The sequence below is a fragment of the Mameliella sp. MMSF_3455 genome (assembly GCF_030733205.1).
Lineage (GTDB): Bacteria > Pseudomonadota > Alphaproteobacteria > Rhodobacterales > Rhodobacteraceae > Antarctobacter.
Genome location: NZ_JASHJL010000057.1, coordinates 1 through 12,638, shown reverse-complemented (window position 1 = coordinate 12,638; position 12,638 = coordinate 1). Strand labels below are relative to the sequence as shown.

The following is a 12,638-nucleotide window of genomic DNA, read 5'->3' as shown; positions in this document are numbered from 1 at the left end:
GGAGAGCGCAATGCTGGAAAAAGACCCTTCTTTCAATGTCCTCGGCGGCCCTCTTGAGTCCTGTTCTCAAGACCCCCTGACCGGGTTCTTTCGCGACGGACATTGCAACACCTGTGCCGAAGACCGGGGCAGTCACACGGTCTGCGCAGTCATGACCGCCGAGTTCCTCGCCTACTCCAAATACGTCGGGAACGACCTGTCGACGCCGCGACCCGAGTTCCATTTTCCGGGTCTGAAGCCCGGGGACCACTGGTGTCTCTGCGCCGGGCGCTTTCTGCAGGCCCATGACGAGGGCTGTGCGCCGCTGGTGAACCTCTCGGCGACACACCGGGGCGCGCTGGACATCGTGCCGCTGCGGATACTTGAGACCTATGACTGGACGGACCGGGGCTGAGACGCCCCCTGCGCGCCGGAGCGGCGGAATTCGTGCCCCACGAGGGCGCGCTTAACCCGCCTTTAACCATTCTCCGCCCATGATCGTCTCAAGGGCTGGTTGCCCGGATATCTCCTGTTTGCTTTCAGGACCGCGATCTGTCCCCATGCCCCTCCGACCTGGGGACAGATCGCGAACCTGCCGCCCTGGTCCGACCGGCGCGGCTTTTCCCTGGGCGTCGATCCTTTGCATGACACGCCTCGTGCCGTCGTGCCCCCTTGGCCATGCTCAGAAACGCCCGGATCGCGTTCCTTTCCCGCGCCGCGGGATCACCCTGGCCCCTTTCCCTGCGCATCTTTAGACAAGGTCGGATGACGCAGCGGCGTAGATCGTCGGTCAGTCAAAGCGTTCGGGATCTGAAAGGCTTCACGATGGTGTCGCGTTTGACGGAGGCTCTGGCGGGTCCGCCGCGATCAGGTCGTCGATGAACAGGCTCAGAAGCTGTGGCCGTCCCGTCACCTGGGCCTTGCGATAAATGGCGTTGGTCTGCGCCTTGACCGTGCCCTCGGAGGTCCTGCGCACCTCTGCGATCTCGGCGGTGGACAGCCCCTTGATCGCCATCAGCGCCACGTCCCGTTCGGCGGGGGTGAGGCTCCACTCTTTGAAATGTTCGTCCAGCACTTCCATGAAGGCACCCCGTGCCAGACGCAGGCTGTCTTCGGCCCGGGCCCGGGCGCGCAGGCTGCGTGCCAGCAGCGTCGCGGTAACGCCCAACCCCACGATGAGTCCGATGGCGGCGCTGATCTGGATCAGTTCGTAGATCGCCCAGGGAATGGGGACGCTGCGCAGGCCAAGGCGCGTCGACAGGATGTCGTTCAGGAAGAACCCGGCACAGCAAAGCTGGAAGGAAAACAGCATGCCGATTCCGATTCGGGTCTTCACGCCAGACGGCTCCATTGGCGAAACGGCATGACCACGAGGGCCACGCCGGATTGCAGGGTTTGGGATGGTTACATGTCCTGGGCGCAAGAATGCACCTGCCGCGACCGAACAGGCAAGCCCGAGGAGCGGCGGGAAACCGCCTATTTGAGACCGGAAGCCCGGTCGCGCCCCGGCGGCTCGGCCCCGGGCTTGTCATCGGACCGACCGGGGGGATCGCCCTTGTCCCGCTGCCCGGGCCGGCCGTCCTTGTCCTTCTGTCCCGGACGGCCGTCCTTGTCATTTTGTCCCGGAGGGCCGTCCTTGTCCTTCTGCCCCGGCGCTCCTTCGTTCGGTGGCGCGGTCCCGGGGTCCGCATCGGGCGGAGCCGTGGTGCCCGCATCCGCCGCCTCCGGCGGCGTGGTCCCGACAGGCGGCGTATCGCCATGCGCCAACGGCGCACTGCCCGCGCGTCGCTTGTCCGTCGTGTAGAGATAGTCGCGCAGGATCGCCCCGGTCGAGGGGTTCAGCACCACCTCGCGCCGACCCTCGGGCCCCAGCGCGATGATCTGGTCGTAACCCAACCACGTGCGGCGAACCCGGAAACTGGAAAAGCCCTGGTCCGTCAGGCTCTGGATCACGCGGTCGCGGTAGGACTGCGCCGCCGCCGGAGACGTGCAGAGCAGACCGGCAATCAACCCGAGACAAATGAGGGCAAACCGCATGGCGCGCTCACACGGCCACGAACCAAGCGCCCGTGCTTGTCTTGCGCGTCGTCGACATGTCATCGGGCTGGCGCGGGCGGTGGTGCTTGGTCATGAGCTTGAGCTTGGTCGAGGGGGTGACCAACGTGGTCATTGTCATCATCAAAGTGGTCGTCGGGGTCATGGCCATGACGGTCTGCGTTCGTGTGATCCGGGTCTTTAACATGACACTCATTCACCTGCGGGTCATCCCCTGCGGGAAGACAGTGGAAAATATGTCGGCCACCTGCCGAGGCCTTGCACCGATGACCGCGTTCCGTGAGCGTGACTTGGCCCGGTACGGGGAACCGGACGGGTGCGGTCGGGGACCGGTGTGGGACATCCGGCGCCGGCAGGTGGCCGACGAGTTTTACCGATCAATTCGGCAACCTCGGTCACTCTGCCCGCTGCGCATCGGGGTTGGAACTCAACAGGGGTTTATCAGCGGCGCCCTAAACCACATGCAGACGCCCATAAACCGAAGTTTATGGGCGTCAAACCATTGATTCAAAAGGATGCGCTCAGATCACCCCCGAAAGGGCCGGATCAGCCTGCGCTGCGGCCCTCGGTGCCTGACATGTCGACGCCCAGGTGCTTGGCGACGGTGAAGATGTCCTTGTCGCCCCGTCCGCACATGTTCATGCAGATGATGTGATCCTCGGGCAGGTCAGGCGCGATCTTGGCGACATGGGCCAGCGCGTGGCAGGGCTCCAGCGCGGGGATGATGCCCTCGGTTTCGCAGCAGAGCTTGAAGGCTTCGAGGGCCTCCTTGTCGGTGATCGAGACGTATTGCGCGCGGCCCACGTCATGCAGCCAGCTGTGCTCCGGACCGATGCCGGGATAGTCCAGCCCGGCGGAGATCGAGAAGCCTTCGAGGATCTGGCCATCGTCGTCCTGCAGCAGGTAGGTGCGATTGCCATGCAGCACGCCCGGACGTCCGCCGGTCAGCGAGGCGCAATGCTCCATCTTGTCGTTCACACCCTTACCGCCCGCCTCGACGCCGATGATGTTGACTTCCTTGTCGTCGAGGAAGGGAAAGAACAGGCCCATCGCGTTCGAGCCACCGCCGATGGCGGCGATGATCGTATCGGGGTTGCGGCCCTCTGCCTCGTGCATCTGTGCCTTGGCTTCCTTGCCGATGATCGACTGGAAGTCGCGGACCATCGCCGGATAGGGGTGCGGGCCCGCCACGGTGCCGATGCAGTAGAAGGTGTCGCGCACGTTGGTCACCCAGTCGCGCAGCGCGTCGTTCATCGCATCCTTGAGCGTGCCGCGACCGGAGGTGACAGGCACGACCTCGGCGCCCAGCAGCTTCATCCGGAAAACGTTGGGCTGCTGGCGTTCGACGTCATGCGCGCCCATGTAGACGACGCATTTCAAGCCGAACTTCGCGCAGACGGTCGCGGTGGCGACACCGTGCTGACCGGCGCCGGTCTCGGCGATGATGCGGGTCTTTCCCATGCGGCGGGCAAGGATGATCTGGCCCAGCACGTTGTTGATCTTGTGCGCGCCGGTGTGGTTCAGCTCGTCGCGCTTCATGTAGACCTTGGCCCCGCCCAGGCGTTCGGTCAGCCGTTCGGCGAAATACAGCGGCGAGGGGCGGCCGACGTAATGCTTCCACAGGAAGTCCATCTCGTCCCAGAAGCTCTGGTCCGTCTTGGCCTTTTCGTACTCGGCCTCGAGGTCGAGGATCAGCGGCATCAGCGTCTCGGAGACGAAGCGCCCGCCATGGATACCGAAACGGCCCTTTTCATCGGGTCCGGTCATGAAGCTGTTCACGAGATCGTCCATAACACCTCTCCTCTGTCTGGCTGTCTGAATAGGGCATTTGGGGCGCCGGTGACCAGAGGCAAACAGAACGAAAAACGCCCCTGGAAGCTGTCCAGGGGCGCAGGAGGACGAATTGTCCCGTTCAGCCGCGGAACATGACCTTGCCCTTGCGACCCGTGGCGCGCGCGGCGGTCGCGGCCTCGGCCCCCTCGTCGAGCGAAAAGACCTGGTCGACCGTCATCGGCAACTTGCCCTGGGCCGCCAGGGTGACCAGTTCGGTCATCAGCCGCTTGCGGTCCTCGCCAGACATCTCTTCGATAACCTTCTTGCCCCAGAAGCCTTTCAGCGTGATGTGCTTGAAGATGATCGGCCCGGTGTCCAGTTGTAGCGGCGCGCCGGTCGCGGTTCCGAAAGTCACGAGCAGGCCCTCGACCCCCAGCAATTCAACGAGGTCGGCGCCCATGTCGCCGCCGACCGAGTCGACCGCAGCGCGCGCCCCCTCGGGCCCCAGCAGCGCCTTTGCCTCTTCGATCCAGTCCTTGCCCTCGGTCACCAGCACGTTTTCGATACCCAGTTCGGTCAGCTCTGCCTTCGCGGCGTCGCGACGGACGAGGTTGAGCACCTTGACGCCGCGGGCTTCGGCGAGCTTGGCCAGGATCTTGCCCACCGCGCCGTTGGCCGCGGTCTGGACGATCCAGTCGCCTTCGGAGACATGCAGGAACTCAAGCAGCGAAATGGCCGAAAAGGGCATTGCGACCAGCTGGGCACCGGCCTCGTCGGAAATCGCGTCAGGCAGTGGCACGACACCGGCGGCAGGGGCCGTGAAATACTCGGCCCATGTGCCCATTGCGCCGGCCGAGGTCACGCGCTTGCCCAACAGTTCCTGCGGGACGCCCTCGCCCAGCGCCTCGACGACGCCGACGGCCTCTGTACCGCCGATGGCGGGCAATTCCGGTTTCACGCCGTAGGAGCCATGCACGGTCCAGAGGTCGTGGTTGTGGATCGTCGACAGGATCGTCTTCACCAGCACCTGACCGGCACCCGGCTTTGGCGCATCGACGTCGGCGGTCTTGAGAACTTCGGCAGGCTCGCCGAATGTTTCGTGAATCACGGCTTTCATCAGGTTTTCCTTTTTCGGAGTGTTCAAGCCCGCAAACGTGCGCGGGCGTCTTTCGTTGCATCGCGCAGGGCGGTGTCTTCGCGCGAGATCCGCGCGAGGATCGCCGCGCCCAGAAGCGAGGCATAGATGCGTCGGGCTTCTGACAGGCGGTCCGGAACCGAACGCAGGCTGCCATCCTCGGCCCCCTGCCTCAGAAGGTCGGCCAGCCGGCCGATGAATTGCTCGATTCCGTCCTGCATCGTGGCGCGCATCGGTTCGGACAGATCCGAGACCTCGGCCCCCAACTTGACCACGAGACAGCGTTCGACCAGCCCCGGCCCCGCCGCCTGCGACAGCCAGGCGTCCATGAAACGGTCCAGCTTGTCCGCGGCCATTCCCGGCCCGTCGATCAAGGTGTCGAGACGTGCGATATAGGCGTCCGTATAGGCCTCGATTGCGGCGCGACCGAAATCCTCCTTGGAGTCGAACCAGTGATAGAAGGACCCCTTGGGCACGCCCGCCGCCTTGAGAAGGGCGGACAGGCCAAGCCCGGCGAACCCGTGCGTCAGCAAGAGCGCCTCGCCAGCGTCAAGAATGGTCTTTCGGGTATCCGGCGTCTCTGTCATGAGCGCCAGATAGGAACGATTAGACCGGTCGTCTAGTTACTTTTTCGTGACTTACAGGAATCAGACAACAACGGCGGCCCGTTCCAGCGCCGGATAGCGCAGCGCCAGGGTCGCTGCGCGGGTGACGTAGGCGATCATCAGCGCCGCCCAGAGTCCATGCGCGCCCCAGACCGGGATCAGGACGGACACGGCAGCAAAATAGACCACGACCGAGATCGCCATCATGTTGCGCATGTCGCGCGTGCGCGTGGCGCCGATGAAGATCCCGTCCAGCATCCAGGATGGCAGCCCCAGCACCGGGGTCGCCACGATCCAGGGCAGGTAGATCCGGGCCGTCTGCTGCACCTCGGGGTCCTTGGTCATCGCGTCGATGATCGTGCCTCCGAGCAGGGCAAAGCCCAGCGCGAATACCAGGTTCGACAGAAAGCCCCAGAGCGCGGTCAGCCAGACCGCCCGCCGCAGCATGGCCACGGCACGGGCGCCGAAGGCCTGCCCCACCAGCGCCTCGGCGGCGAAGGCGAACCCATCCAGCGCATAGGCCATGACCTCGATGAAATGCAGCAGGACCTGGCTTGCGGCCAGCGTCACCACGCCAAAGCCGGCGCTGTAGTAGAAGATGAAAGACAACATGATCGCCTGCAGCAGAAGCGAGCGGATCAGGATGTCCGTGTTCACGGCGGCCATGTGGCGCAGGCGCGCGCGGTCGAAGACCCGCGGCCAGTCACGCCATGCCGGGTTGGCGAATGCGGACCGGCACAGCCAGAGGCCGAGGACCAGCCCGGTCCAGTCGGCGATGACAGTGGCCAGCGCCACGCCCTTGACCCCCATGTCCATCCCGACGACGAACAGCAGGTTCAGGCAGATGTTCACCGCAACCAGCCAGAGTTGCAGCACGAGCATGGCGCGCGTCTTTTCCTGCGCGCCCAGCCAGCCGTTGATGCCGTAGATTGCCACCGCCGCCGGGGCCGACAGGATGCGGATGTCCATGTAGCTGCGGGCCAGCGACTTGACCTCGTCGCTGGCGGGCGACAGGCCGAACCCGAAGCCGGCAATCGGCCCCAGCAGCGGGATCAGCAACACCCCCCCTGCCCCGCCGATCATCAGCGCGCGGGTCAGCAGGGCCGCGACCTCGGCCCTGTTGCCTGCGCCCTGCGCCTGTGCGGTCATGCCCGCCGTGCCCATGCGCAGAAATCCGAAAATCCACAGCACGGCGGTGATCAGGGCCGCCCCAACGGCCACGGCGGCGATCGGCGTTGCATCCGGGATCTGGCCGATGATGGCGGTGTCCGCGATGCCCTGCAGCGGCACGGTCATGTTGGAGATGACGATCGGCACGGCTATCGTCAGGACACGGGCATGGGTGATGGGCTGGGACGCGGTCATGGCTTGCCGGAAATCGGGGACAGGGAATGACCCCGGGATATGGGTGCCCCGCCGAAACGGCAAGGGTGGGCCACGAACTTACGTAGGGTCGCCCTGTGCGCTCTGCCCGCTTACCCTTCCTTGCGCGGCATCAGGAAATGCGCATTGGCCTGGGCAATGGGACGGTCGCGATTGTCCTGCCAGGCCTCGGCCTGGACGCTGGCATAGCGGCGCCCGGACCGGGTGACACGGGCGCGGCCATAGGCGTCGCGTGGCAGGCCTGACCGCAGGTAATCGACGGTAAAGTCGATGGTCTTGGGCAGGCGCGGCAGCGTGCCTCGGGTCATGTCGTCGAGGTCCAGCGCGCCGGATTCGATGTCCTGCCAGAGATAGGCCCAGTTCAGGGTGACCATCGCGGTGATTTCCAGGAAGGCGGCTGTCACGCCTCCGTGAATCGCGGGCAGCATCGGGTTGCCGATCAGCTTGTCGTCGTAGGGCAGCAGGGCCGTCAGTTCATCCCCGCGCCGGTCGAAACGCACACCGAGGTACTGCATGTAGGGCACGCCGGAGACCAGCGCGGACAGCGCCGCGTCACGACGCTGCTTGATGACCTGAACAGGTTCGGGCGCGGAACGCTGCATCATTTGCTCTCCACGGTGAAGGTGCCGGTCGCGGTGGCCACCGGGCGGTCGGTGTCGTCGTCCGTGGCCGTGGCGCGAACAAAGGCGACCGAGCGGGTGATGTGGTGGCAAACCGCCCGCGCGGTAATGGCCTGACCCGGTGTCGCGGGGCGCATGTAGTCGATGCGCAGGTCAATGGTGGCGGTGCCCGCGGGCGATTTCGGATGGCTCATCACCGCCGCCCCGCCGCAAGTGTCCATCAGGGCCGATACGGCGCCACCATGAATCACGCCGGTTTCGGGGTCGCCGACGAAGCGGGCGTCATAGGGCATCCGGATGACGGCGATGCCTTCTCCAAGTTCTCCGATCTCCATGCCCAGCGCCTTGCAGTGCGGGATGGAATCGATGAACTGGCGGGCGATGTCGACCTTGTCTGCACTCATGCGCGATCTCCTTGGGGTCTTTATGGGCGCGGGATCGCGACGCTGCAAGCGGGGCGTTCCGCCGGGCGGGGCGAGGCGGCTTGTCACCCCGGCAGGCTGGGCTTAGATTCCGCCGCAGGCGGATGGGGAGACAAACGATGGACGACACGCGTCTGACGTTCAAGGAAATGTGCGCGAAGTTCGACGTGACGCCGCGGACCCTGCGGTATTACGAATATATCGAGCTGATTTCGCCCCTGCGAGAGGGCCGGACGCGCCACTATGGCGCGCGCGAGATCGCCCGCATGACGCTGATCCTGCGCGGCCGGCGCTTTGGTTTCCAACTTGAGGAAATCCGCCAATGGCTGATGATCTACGAGGAAGAAGGCACAGAGGCCCAGATGCAGGCCTGGCTGGAGATGGCGGACCGGCAACTGAAACAGTTGGCCGAGGAACGCCGGCAGCTGGATGAAGCGATGGCCGAACTCCAGGCGCTGCGCGACCAGACAGCCGACTCGCTGGGTCAGTCAGCCTGACGAGCGCTCCCCTTGTATCAAGCGGGTCCGGAATTCCTTACCCCGGGAATTTTTACCACTTGGTAGAAAATTGCGCTGATGGCAGGTTGACCTTGCCTTATCTTACGTCAAGCATAAAGTGACGCAGCGTATGAGTTACGTCACCCGGTTTTCCCATTGTATGAAAGTCCGGAAAGACGCACCTCGGTTGTCGCTACGGAACTGTGACGGACGGAGAACCGAGGATGCGAGACATGGCAGACGAGCAACTAATGACGATCCGGGAAATGTGCGACGCCTTCGAAGTGACCCCGAGGACGCTGCGCTTTTACGAGCAGAAGGAGCTGCTCTTCCCGATTCGCGAAGGTCAGAAACGGCTGTTCACCCGGCGTGACCGGGCCCGGCTGAAACTGATCCTGCGCGGCAAGCGTTTCGGCTTCAGCCTCGAGGAAATCCGGCAGCTGCTGGATCTCTACGATGTGGGCGACCAGCAGCGCACGCAGCTGGCGGCGGCCTACGACGTGGCCCAGGAGCGCCTGGCGGAGCTGATCCGGCAGCGAGACGAGCTGAACGCGGCGATCGGAGAGTTGCAGGACCAGATGAAATGGGGTGAGCGGATGCTGGCCTCGATGGAGAACAAGCGCGCGGCCGAATAAGCGCGGCCGCGGGCAGGACTATCAGGGAGAGAGAGACATGCCCATCTACACGGCGCCGACCAAGGACCAGGTGTTCCTCCTGGACGACGTGCTGCAACTCAGCACACAGGACGTTCCCGGCTACGCCGACCTCGACCGCGAGACGCTGGACGCGATCCTTGGCGAGGCGGCAAAGCTGGCTGAAAACGTGCTGGCGCCGCTGAACCCGGTCGGTGACGAAGAGGGCTGCACCCTGGAAAACGGCGTTGTGCGCACGCCCAAGGGGTTCAAGGACGCCTTCGACCAGATGCGCGAGGGCGGCTGGACGGCGCTGGATTGCGATCCCGACTATGGCGGCCAGGGCCTTCCTTACGTCGTGGCCACCGCGGTGGGTGAGATGTTCTCCTCGGCCAACATGGCCTTCAACATGTACCAGGGCCTGACGCATGGCGCCTACAACGCCATCCATGCGCATGGCTCGGACGAGCAGAAGGCGATGTACCTGCCCAAGATGGTCAGCTGTGAATGGGGCGGCACGATGAACCTGACCGAGCCGCATTGCGGCACGGACCTCGGGCTCATCCGCACCAAGGCGATGCCCAACGATGACGGCAGCTATGCCATCACCGGCCAGAAGATCTGGATCAGTGCCGGGGAACACGACATGGTGGACAACATCATCCACCTGGTCTTAGCGAAACTGCCGGACGCCCCGGATGGGGTGAAGGGCATCAGCCTCTTCATCGTGCCCAAGTTCATGGTGAACGAGGACGGCAGCCTTGGGGATCGCAACGCGGTGTCCTGCGGGGGGCTGGAATCCAAGATGGGCATCCACGGCAACGCCACCTGCGTGATGAACTACGACGGCGCCAAGGGCTTTCTCGTGGGCGAGCCCCACAAGGGCATGCGCGCCATGTTCACCATGATGAACGAGGCCCGGCTGGGCGTCGGCCTGCAGGGCTATGCGCAGGGCGCGGTCGCCTACCAGAACGCGCTTGCCTTTGCGAAGGACCGCGTTCAGGGCCGCGACGTGACCGGCGTCAAGAACCCCGACGGCCCGGCCGATCCGATCATCGTGCACCCGGACGTGCGCCGCAACCTTATGGACCAGAAGGCCTTTGTCGAAGGCGCGCGGGCCTTCGTCATGTGGGGCGCGTCGATGATCGACCGCGCGCACCGCAACGAGGATGCGCAGGCCGAAGGGCTGATTTCCCTGCTGACCCCGGTGATCAAGGGCTTCCTGACCGACAAGGGGTTCGAGACCACGGTGCTGGCGCAGCAGACGCTGGGCGGGTCGGGTTTCACCCGCGAGTGGGGGCTGGAACAGTTCGTGCGCGACGCCCGCATCACCATGATCTACGAAGGCACCAACGGCATCCAGTCGCTGGACCTCGTGGGCCGCAAGCTGGGTCAGGATGGCGGCAAACACGTCATGGCCTTCTTCGAGATGGTCAAGAGCTTCATCGCCGAGCACAAGGGCCAGGACGAGGATTTCGACGCGCAGTTCCTCGACCCGCTCAAGGCGGCTTCCAAGGACCTGCAGGCGGCGGGGATGTATTTCATGCAGCACGGCATGAAGAACCCGAACAACGCCCTGTCCGGGTCCTATGACTTCATGCATCTCTTCGGCCATGTCTGCCTTGGTCTGATGTGGGCCCGCATGGCCTGGACCGCACGCGGCAAGCTGGCGACAGGTGATGGCGATGCCGAGTTCCTGAGCACCAAGATCGCAACCGGGCGCTATTACATGGCACGGCAACTGCCGATGACGGCGACGCACCTGAAACGCATCGAATCCGGGGCAGAGCCGGTCATGGCGCTTGAGGCAGAGGCCTTCTGAGTCAAAGGTGTGGCGGCGGGGATCACCCCGCCCTGCGCCAGCGGCGGACGTCCCGCCCGGCGCCCCTGACTTCGGAGGACCCATGCCCAAACGCTTTCGCCTGACCCGCCGCTTTCCGGTCGCCATGACCGAGGACGGCTATCGCAAGCTGAAATCCTTTGCCCACGAGGCCGGGCTGGACGAGGGCGAGGCGCTGTCCTTCCTCTTCGAACACTTCGAGAGCGTGACAGACAGCGAGGCGCTGGCCCATCGGCTGCGGCTGTTCAACGCCGATCTCGACGAGCGCAAGAAATAGGAGGTCCGATGCCGCGCGACTGGATGACAGACGAGCACGCGATGCTGGCCGAGATGACCGCGAAGTTCATCGAAACCGAATGGACGCCGCTCTACGACAAGTGGCGCCAGCAGGGCCAGATGGACCCGGAGACCTGGCAACAGGCCGGGAACCTGGGCCTGCTGTGCCCGTCGGTTCCCGAGGAATACGGCGGCGCCGGCGGCGATTTCGGCCATGAGGCGGTAATCCTGATGGAGGCTGCCCGCGCCAACCTCGCCTCCTGGGGGCACGGCATCCATTCGGGCATCGTGGCGCATTACATCCTGGCCTATGGCACCGAGGACCAGAAACAGCGCTGGCTGCCCAAGATGGTCTCGGGTGAGATCGTCGGCGCCCTGGCGATGACCGAACCCTCGGGCGGGTCGGACGTGCAGGGCATCCGCACGCGGGCCCTCCGCGAGGGCAACGCCTATCGGCTGACGGGGCAAAAGACCTTCATCACCAATGGCCAGCACGCGAACCTGATCGTCGTGGCGGCCAAGACCGACCCGGCCGAGGGCGCCAAAGGCGTGTCCCTGGTGGTGGTCGAGACCGAAGGCGCCAAGGGGTTCTCGCGCGGTCGCAACCTGGAAAAGATCGGCTGCCACGCGGCGGACACTTCCGAGCTCTTCTTCGACAACGTCGAGATCGCGCCGGAAAACCTGCTGGGCGGCGAAGAGGGGCGCGGCTTCTACCAGATGATGCAACAGTTGCCGCAGGAACGGCTGATCATCGGCTGCGGCGCAGTGGGCGCGATGGAAGGCGCTGTCGAACGGACAATCGCCTATTGCAAGGAGCGTGAGGCCTTCGGCGGTCCGCTGATGCAGTTCCAGAACACCCGTTTCAAGCTGGCCGAATGCCAGACCAGAACGACAGTGGCGCGCGCCTTCCTCGATGCCTGCATCGCGGAGCATCTCGAAGGCAAGCTGACCGTCGAAAAGGCGGCGATGGCGAAATACTGGCTGAGCGACACGCAGGGCGAGGTCCTGGATGACTGCCTGCAACTGCACGGCGGCTATGGTTTCATGCAGGAATACGCCGTGGCCGAAATGTGGACCGACGCAAGGGTACAGCGCATCTATGGGGGCACCAACGAGATCATGAAGGAGCTGATTGCCCGATCGCTCTGACCGGGACGCGAGTGGATATGGGAGATTGGAGTATTTTCAGAGAGAAGAAACAGGAAGGTCGCACATCGGACCCGCACGTCCGGGCAGCAGTCGACCTTCCCGCCTTGCCCGCGCCTTTGGCCAGGCACGGGGCTTCTCCTCTCGCGGTCATCGGCTCTCCAGCCTGTACCGCGAGGATGAGCATGGCGCGTCAAACTTAACGCACGGTTACCGCCAGAAGCGCTCTTTGGGCTTCTTCTCTCTGAAAATACCTCCACGGGGGTGCGGGGGGG

15 protein-coding genes are annotated in these 12,638 nt (G+C 64.6%); 6 read left to right on the top strand and 9 right to left on the bottom strand.

Features of this window, described 5'->3' with window-relative positions:
• The first annotated feature begins 10 nt into the window (after positions 1–10).
• Positions 11–394, top strand: coding sequence for a DUF2237 family protein (locus RBB42_RS25310; RefSeq protein WP_305972141.1), 384 nt, complete (start codon positions 11–13; stop codon positions 392–394).
• 405 nt (positions 395–799) lie between these two features.
• Here RBB42_RS25310 and RBB42_RS25305 read toward each other — a convergent pair whose 3' ends face one another.
• The 9 genes from RBB42_RS25305 to RBB42_RS25265 all read right to left on the bottom strand — a co-directional run bounded on the left by RBB42_RS25305 (position 800) and on the right by RBB42_RS25265 (position 7,954).
• The gene (locus RBB42_RS25305) at positions 800–1,315 is read right to left on the bottom strand and encodes a helix-turn-helix transcriptional regulator (protein ID WP_305972140.1); all 516 of its coding nucleotides are present in this window, start codon (positions 1,313–1,315) and stop codon (positions 800–802) included.
• Positions 1,316–1,455: 140 nt separating this feature from the next.
• Positions 1,456–2,016: a hypothetical protein gene (locus RBB42_RS25300; protein WP_305972139.1), complete on the bottom strand. Its 561-nt coding sequence runs from the start codon at positions 2,014–2,016 to the stop codon at positions 1,456–1,458.
• Positions 2,017–2,023: 7 nt separating this feature from the next.
• Positions 2,024–2,230 (bottom strand): hypothetical protein, encoded by a 207-nt coding sequence (locus RBB42_RS25295; RefSeq protein ID WP_305972138.1) that lies wholly within the window; start codon positions 2,228–2,230, stop codon positions 2,024–2,026.
• 350 nt (positions 2,231–2,580) lie between these two features.
• Positions 2,581–3,825 carry a tryptophan synthase subunit beta gene (gene trpB, locus RBB42_RS25290; RefSeq protein WP_305972137.1) on the bottom strand — a complete coding sequence of 415 codons (1,245 nt, stop codon included), beginning with the start codon at positions 3,823–3,825 and terminating at the stop codon, positions 2,581–2,583.
• A 121-nt stretch (positions 3,826–3,946) separates the two neighbouring features.
• Complete coding sequence (locus tag RBB42_RS25285) at positions 3,947–4,924, bottom strand: zinc-binding dehydrogenase (protein WP_305972136.1); 978 nt, start codon at positions 4,922–4,924, stop codon at positions 3,947–3,949.
• 23 nt (positions 4,925–4,947) lie between these two features.
• The gene (locus tag RBB42_RS25280) at positions 4,948–5,529 is read right to left on the bottom strand and encodes a TetR/AcrR family transcriptional regulator (RefSeq protein WP_305972135.1); all 582 of its coding nucleotides are present in this window, start codon (positions 5,527–5,529) and stop codon (positions 4,948–4,950) included.
• 60 nt (positions 5,530–5,589) lie between these two features.
• Positions 5,590–6,912 carry an MATE family efflux transporter gene (locus RBB42_RS25275; RefSeq protein ID WP_305972134.1) on the bottom strand — a complete coding sequence of 441 codons (1,323 nt, stop codon included), beginning with the start codon at positions 6,910–6,912 and terminating at the stop codon, positions 5,590–5,592.
• 110 nt (positions 6,913–7,022) lie between these two features.
• Positions 7,023–7,532: a PaaI family thioesterase gene (locus RBB42_RS25270; protein WP_305972159.1), complete on the bottom strand. Its 510-nt coding sequence runs from the start codon at positions 7,530–7,532 to the stop codon at positions 7,023–7,025.
• Positions 7,532–7,954 carry a PaaI family thioesterase gene (locus tag RBB42_RS25265; protein WP_305972133.1) on the bottom strand — a complete coding sequence of 141 codons (423 nt, stop codon included), beginning with the start codon at positions 7,952–7,954 and terminating at the stop codon, positions 7,532–7,534. The genes RBB42_RS25270 and RBB42_RS25265 overlap by 1 nt, the downstream gene beginning before the upstream one ends.
• Positions 7,955–8,091: 137 nt before the next feature.
• On the opposite strand from RBB42_RS25265, the gene RBB42_RS25260 reads away from it, so the two are divergent.
• From RBB42_RS25260 to RBB42_RS25240, 5 genes are all read left to right on the top strand, one after another.
• Positions 8,092–8,469: a MerR family transcriptional regulator gene (locus tag RBB42_RS25260; protein WP_305972132.1), complete on the top strand. Its 378-nt coding sequence runs from the start codon at positions 8,092–8,094 to the stop codon at positions 8,467–8,469.
• A gap of 233 nt (positions 8,470–8,702) precedes the next feature.
• A complete protein-coding gene (locus RBB42_RS25255; RefSeq protein WP_305972131.1) occupies positions 8,703–9,104 on the top strand; it encodes a MerR family transcriptional regulator in 402 nt (133 codons plus the stop codon).
• A gap of 37 nt (positions 9,105–9,141) precedes the next feature.
• The gene (locus RBB42_RS25250; protein WP_305972130.1) at positions 9,142–10,923 is read left to right on the top strand and encodes an acyl-CoA dehydrogenase C-terminal domain-containing protein; all 1,782 of its coding nucleotides are present in this window, start codon (positions 9,142–9,144) and stop codon (positions 10,921–10,923) included.
• Between the two features lie 82 nt (positions 10,924–11,005).
• Complete coding sequence (locus tag RBB42_RS25245) at positions 11,006–11,218, top strand: hypothetical protein (protein ID WP_069209703.1); 213 nt, start codon at positions 11,006–11,008, stop codon at positions 11,216–11,218.
• An 8-nt stretch (positions 11,219–11,226) separates the two neighbouring features.
• A complete protein-coding gene (locus RBB42_RS25240; RefSeq protein WP_305972129.1) occupies positions 11,227–12,366 on the top strand; it encodes an acyl-CoA dehydrogenase family protein in 1,140 nt (379 codons plus the stop codon).
• The last annotated feature ends 272 nt before the right edge of the window (positions 12,367–12,638 follow it).

Excerpts from the sequence above, each read along its gene's own strand:
- RBB42_RS25310 (WP_305972141.1), top strand. The coding sequence starts at position 11 with ATGCTGGAAAAAGACCCTTCTTTCAATGTCCTCGGCGGCCCTCTTGAG.
- RBB42_RS25300 (WP_305972139.1), bottom strand. The coding sequence starts at position 2,016 with ATGCGGTTTGCCCTCATTTGTCTCGGGTTGATTGCCGGTCTGCTCTGC.
- RBB42_RS25295 (WP_305972138.1), bottom strand. The coding sequence starts at position 2,230 with ATGAGTGTCATGTTAAAGACCCGGATCACACGAACGCAGACCGTCATG.
- trpB (WP_305972137.1), bottom strand. The coding sequence starts at position 3,825 with ATGGACGATCTCGTGAACAGCTTCATGACCGGACCCGATGAAAAGGGC.
- RBB42_RS25285 (WP_305972136.1), bottom strand. The coding sequence starts at position 4,924 with ATGAAAGCCGTGATTCACGAAACATTCGGCGAGCCTGCCGAAGTTCTC.
- RBB42_RS25280 (WP_305972135.1), bottom strand. The coding sequence starts at position 5,529 with ATGACAGAGACGCCGGATACCCGAAAGACCATTCTTGACGCTGGCGAG.
- RBB42_RS25275 (WP_305972134.1), bottom strand. The coding sequence starts at position 6,912 with ATGACCGCGTCCCAGCCCATCACCCATGCCCGTGTCCTGACGATAGCC.
- RBB42_RS25270 (WP_305972159.1), bottom strand. The coding sequence starts at position 7,532 with ATGCAGCGTTCCGCGCCCGAACCTGTTCAGGTCATCAAGCAGCGTCGT.
- RBB42_RS25265 (WP_305972133.1), bottom strand. The coding sequence starts at position 7,954 with ATGAGTGCAGACAAGGTCGACATCGCCCGCCAGTTCATCGATTCCATC.
- RBB42_RS25260 (WP_305972132.1), top strand. The coding sequence starts at position 8,092 with ATGGACGACACGCGTCTGACGTTCAAGGAAATGTGCGCGAAGTTCGAC.
- RBB42_RS25255 (WP_305972131.1), top strand. The coding sequence starts at position 8,703 with ATGGCAGACGAGCAACTAATGACGATCCGGGAAATGTGCGACGCCTTC.
- RBB42_RS25250 (WP_305972130.1), top strand. The coding sequence starts at position 9,142 with ATGCCCATCTACACGGCGCCGACCAAGGACCAGGTGTTCCTCCTGGAC.
- RBB42_RS25245 (WP_069209703.1), top strand. The coding sequence starts at position 11,006 with ATGCCCAAACGCTTTCGCCTGACCCGCCGCTTTCCGGTCGCCATGACC.
- RBB42_RS25240 (WP_305972129.1), top strand. The coding sequence starts at position 11,227 with ATGCCGCGCGACTGGATGACAGACGAGCACGCGATGCTGGCCGAGATG.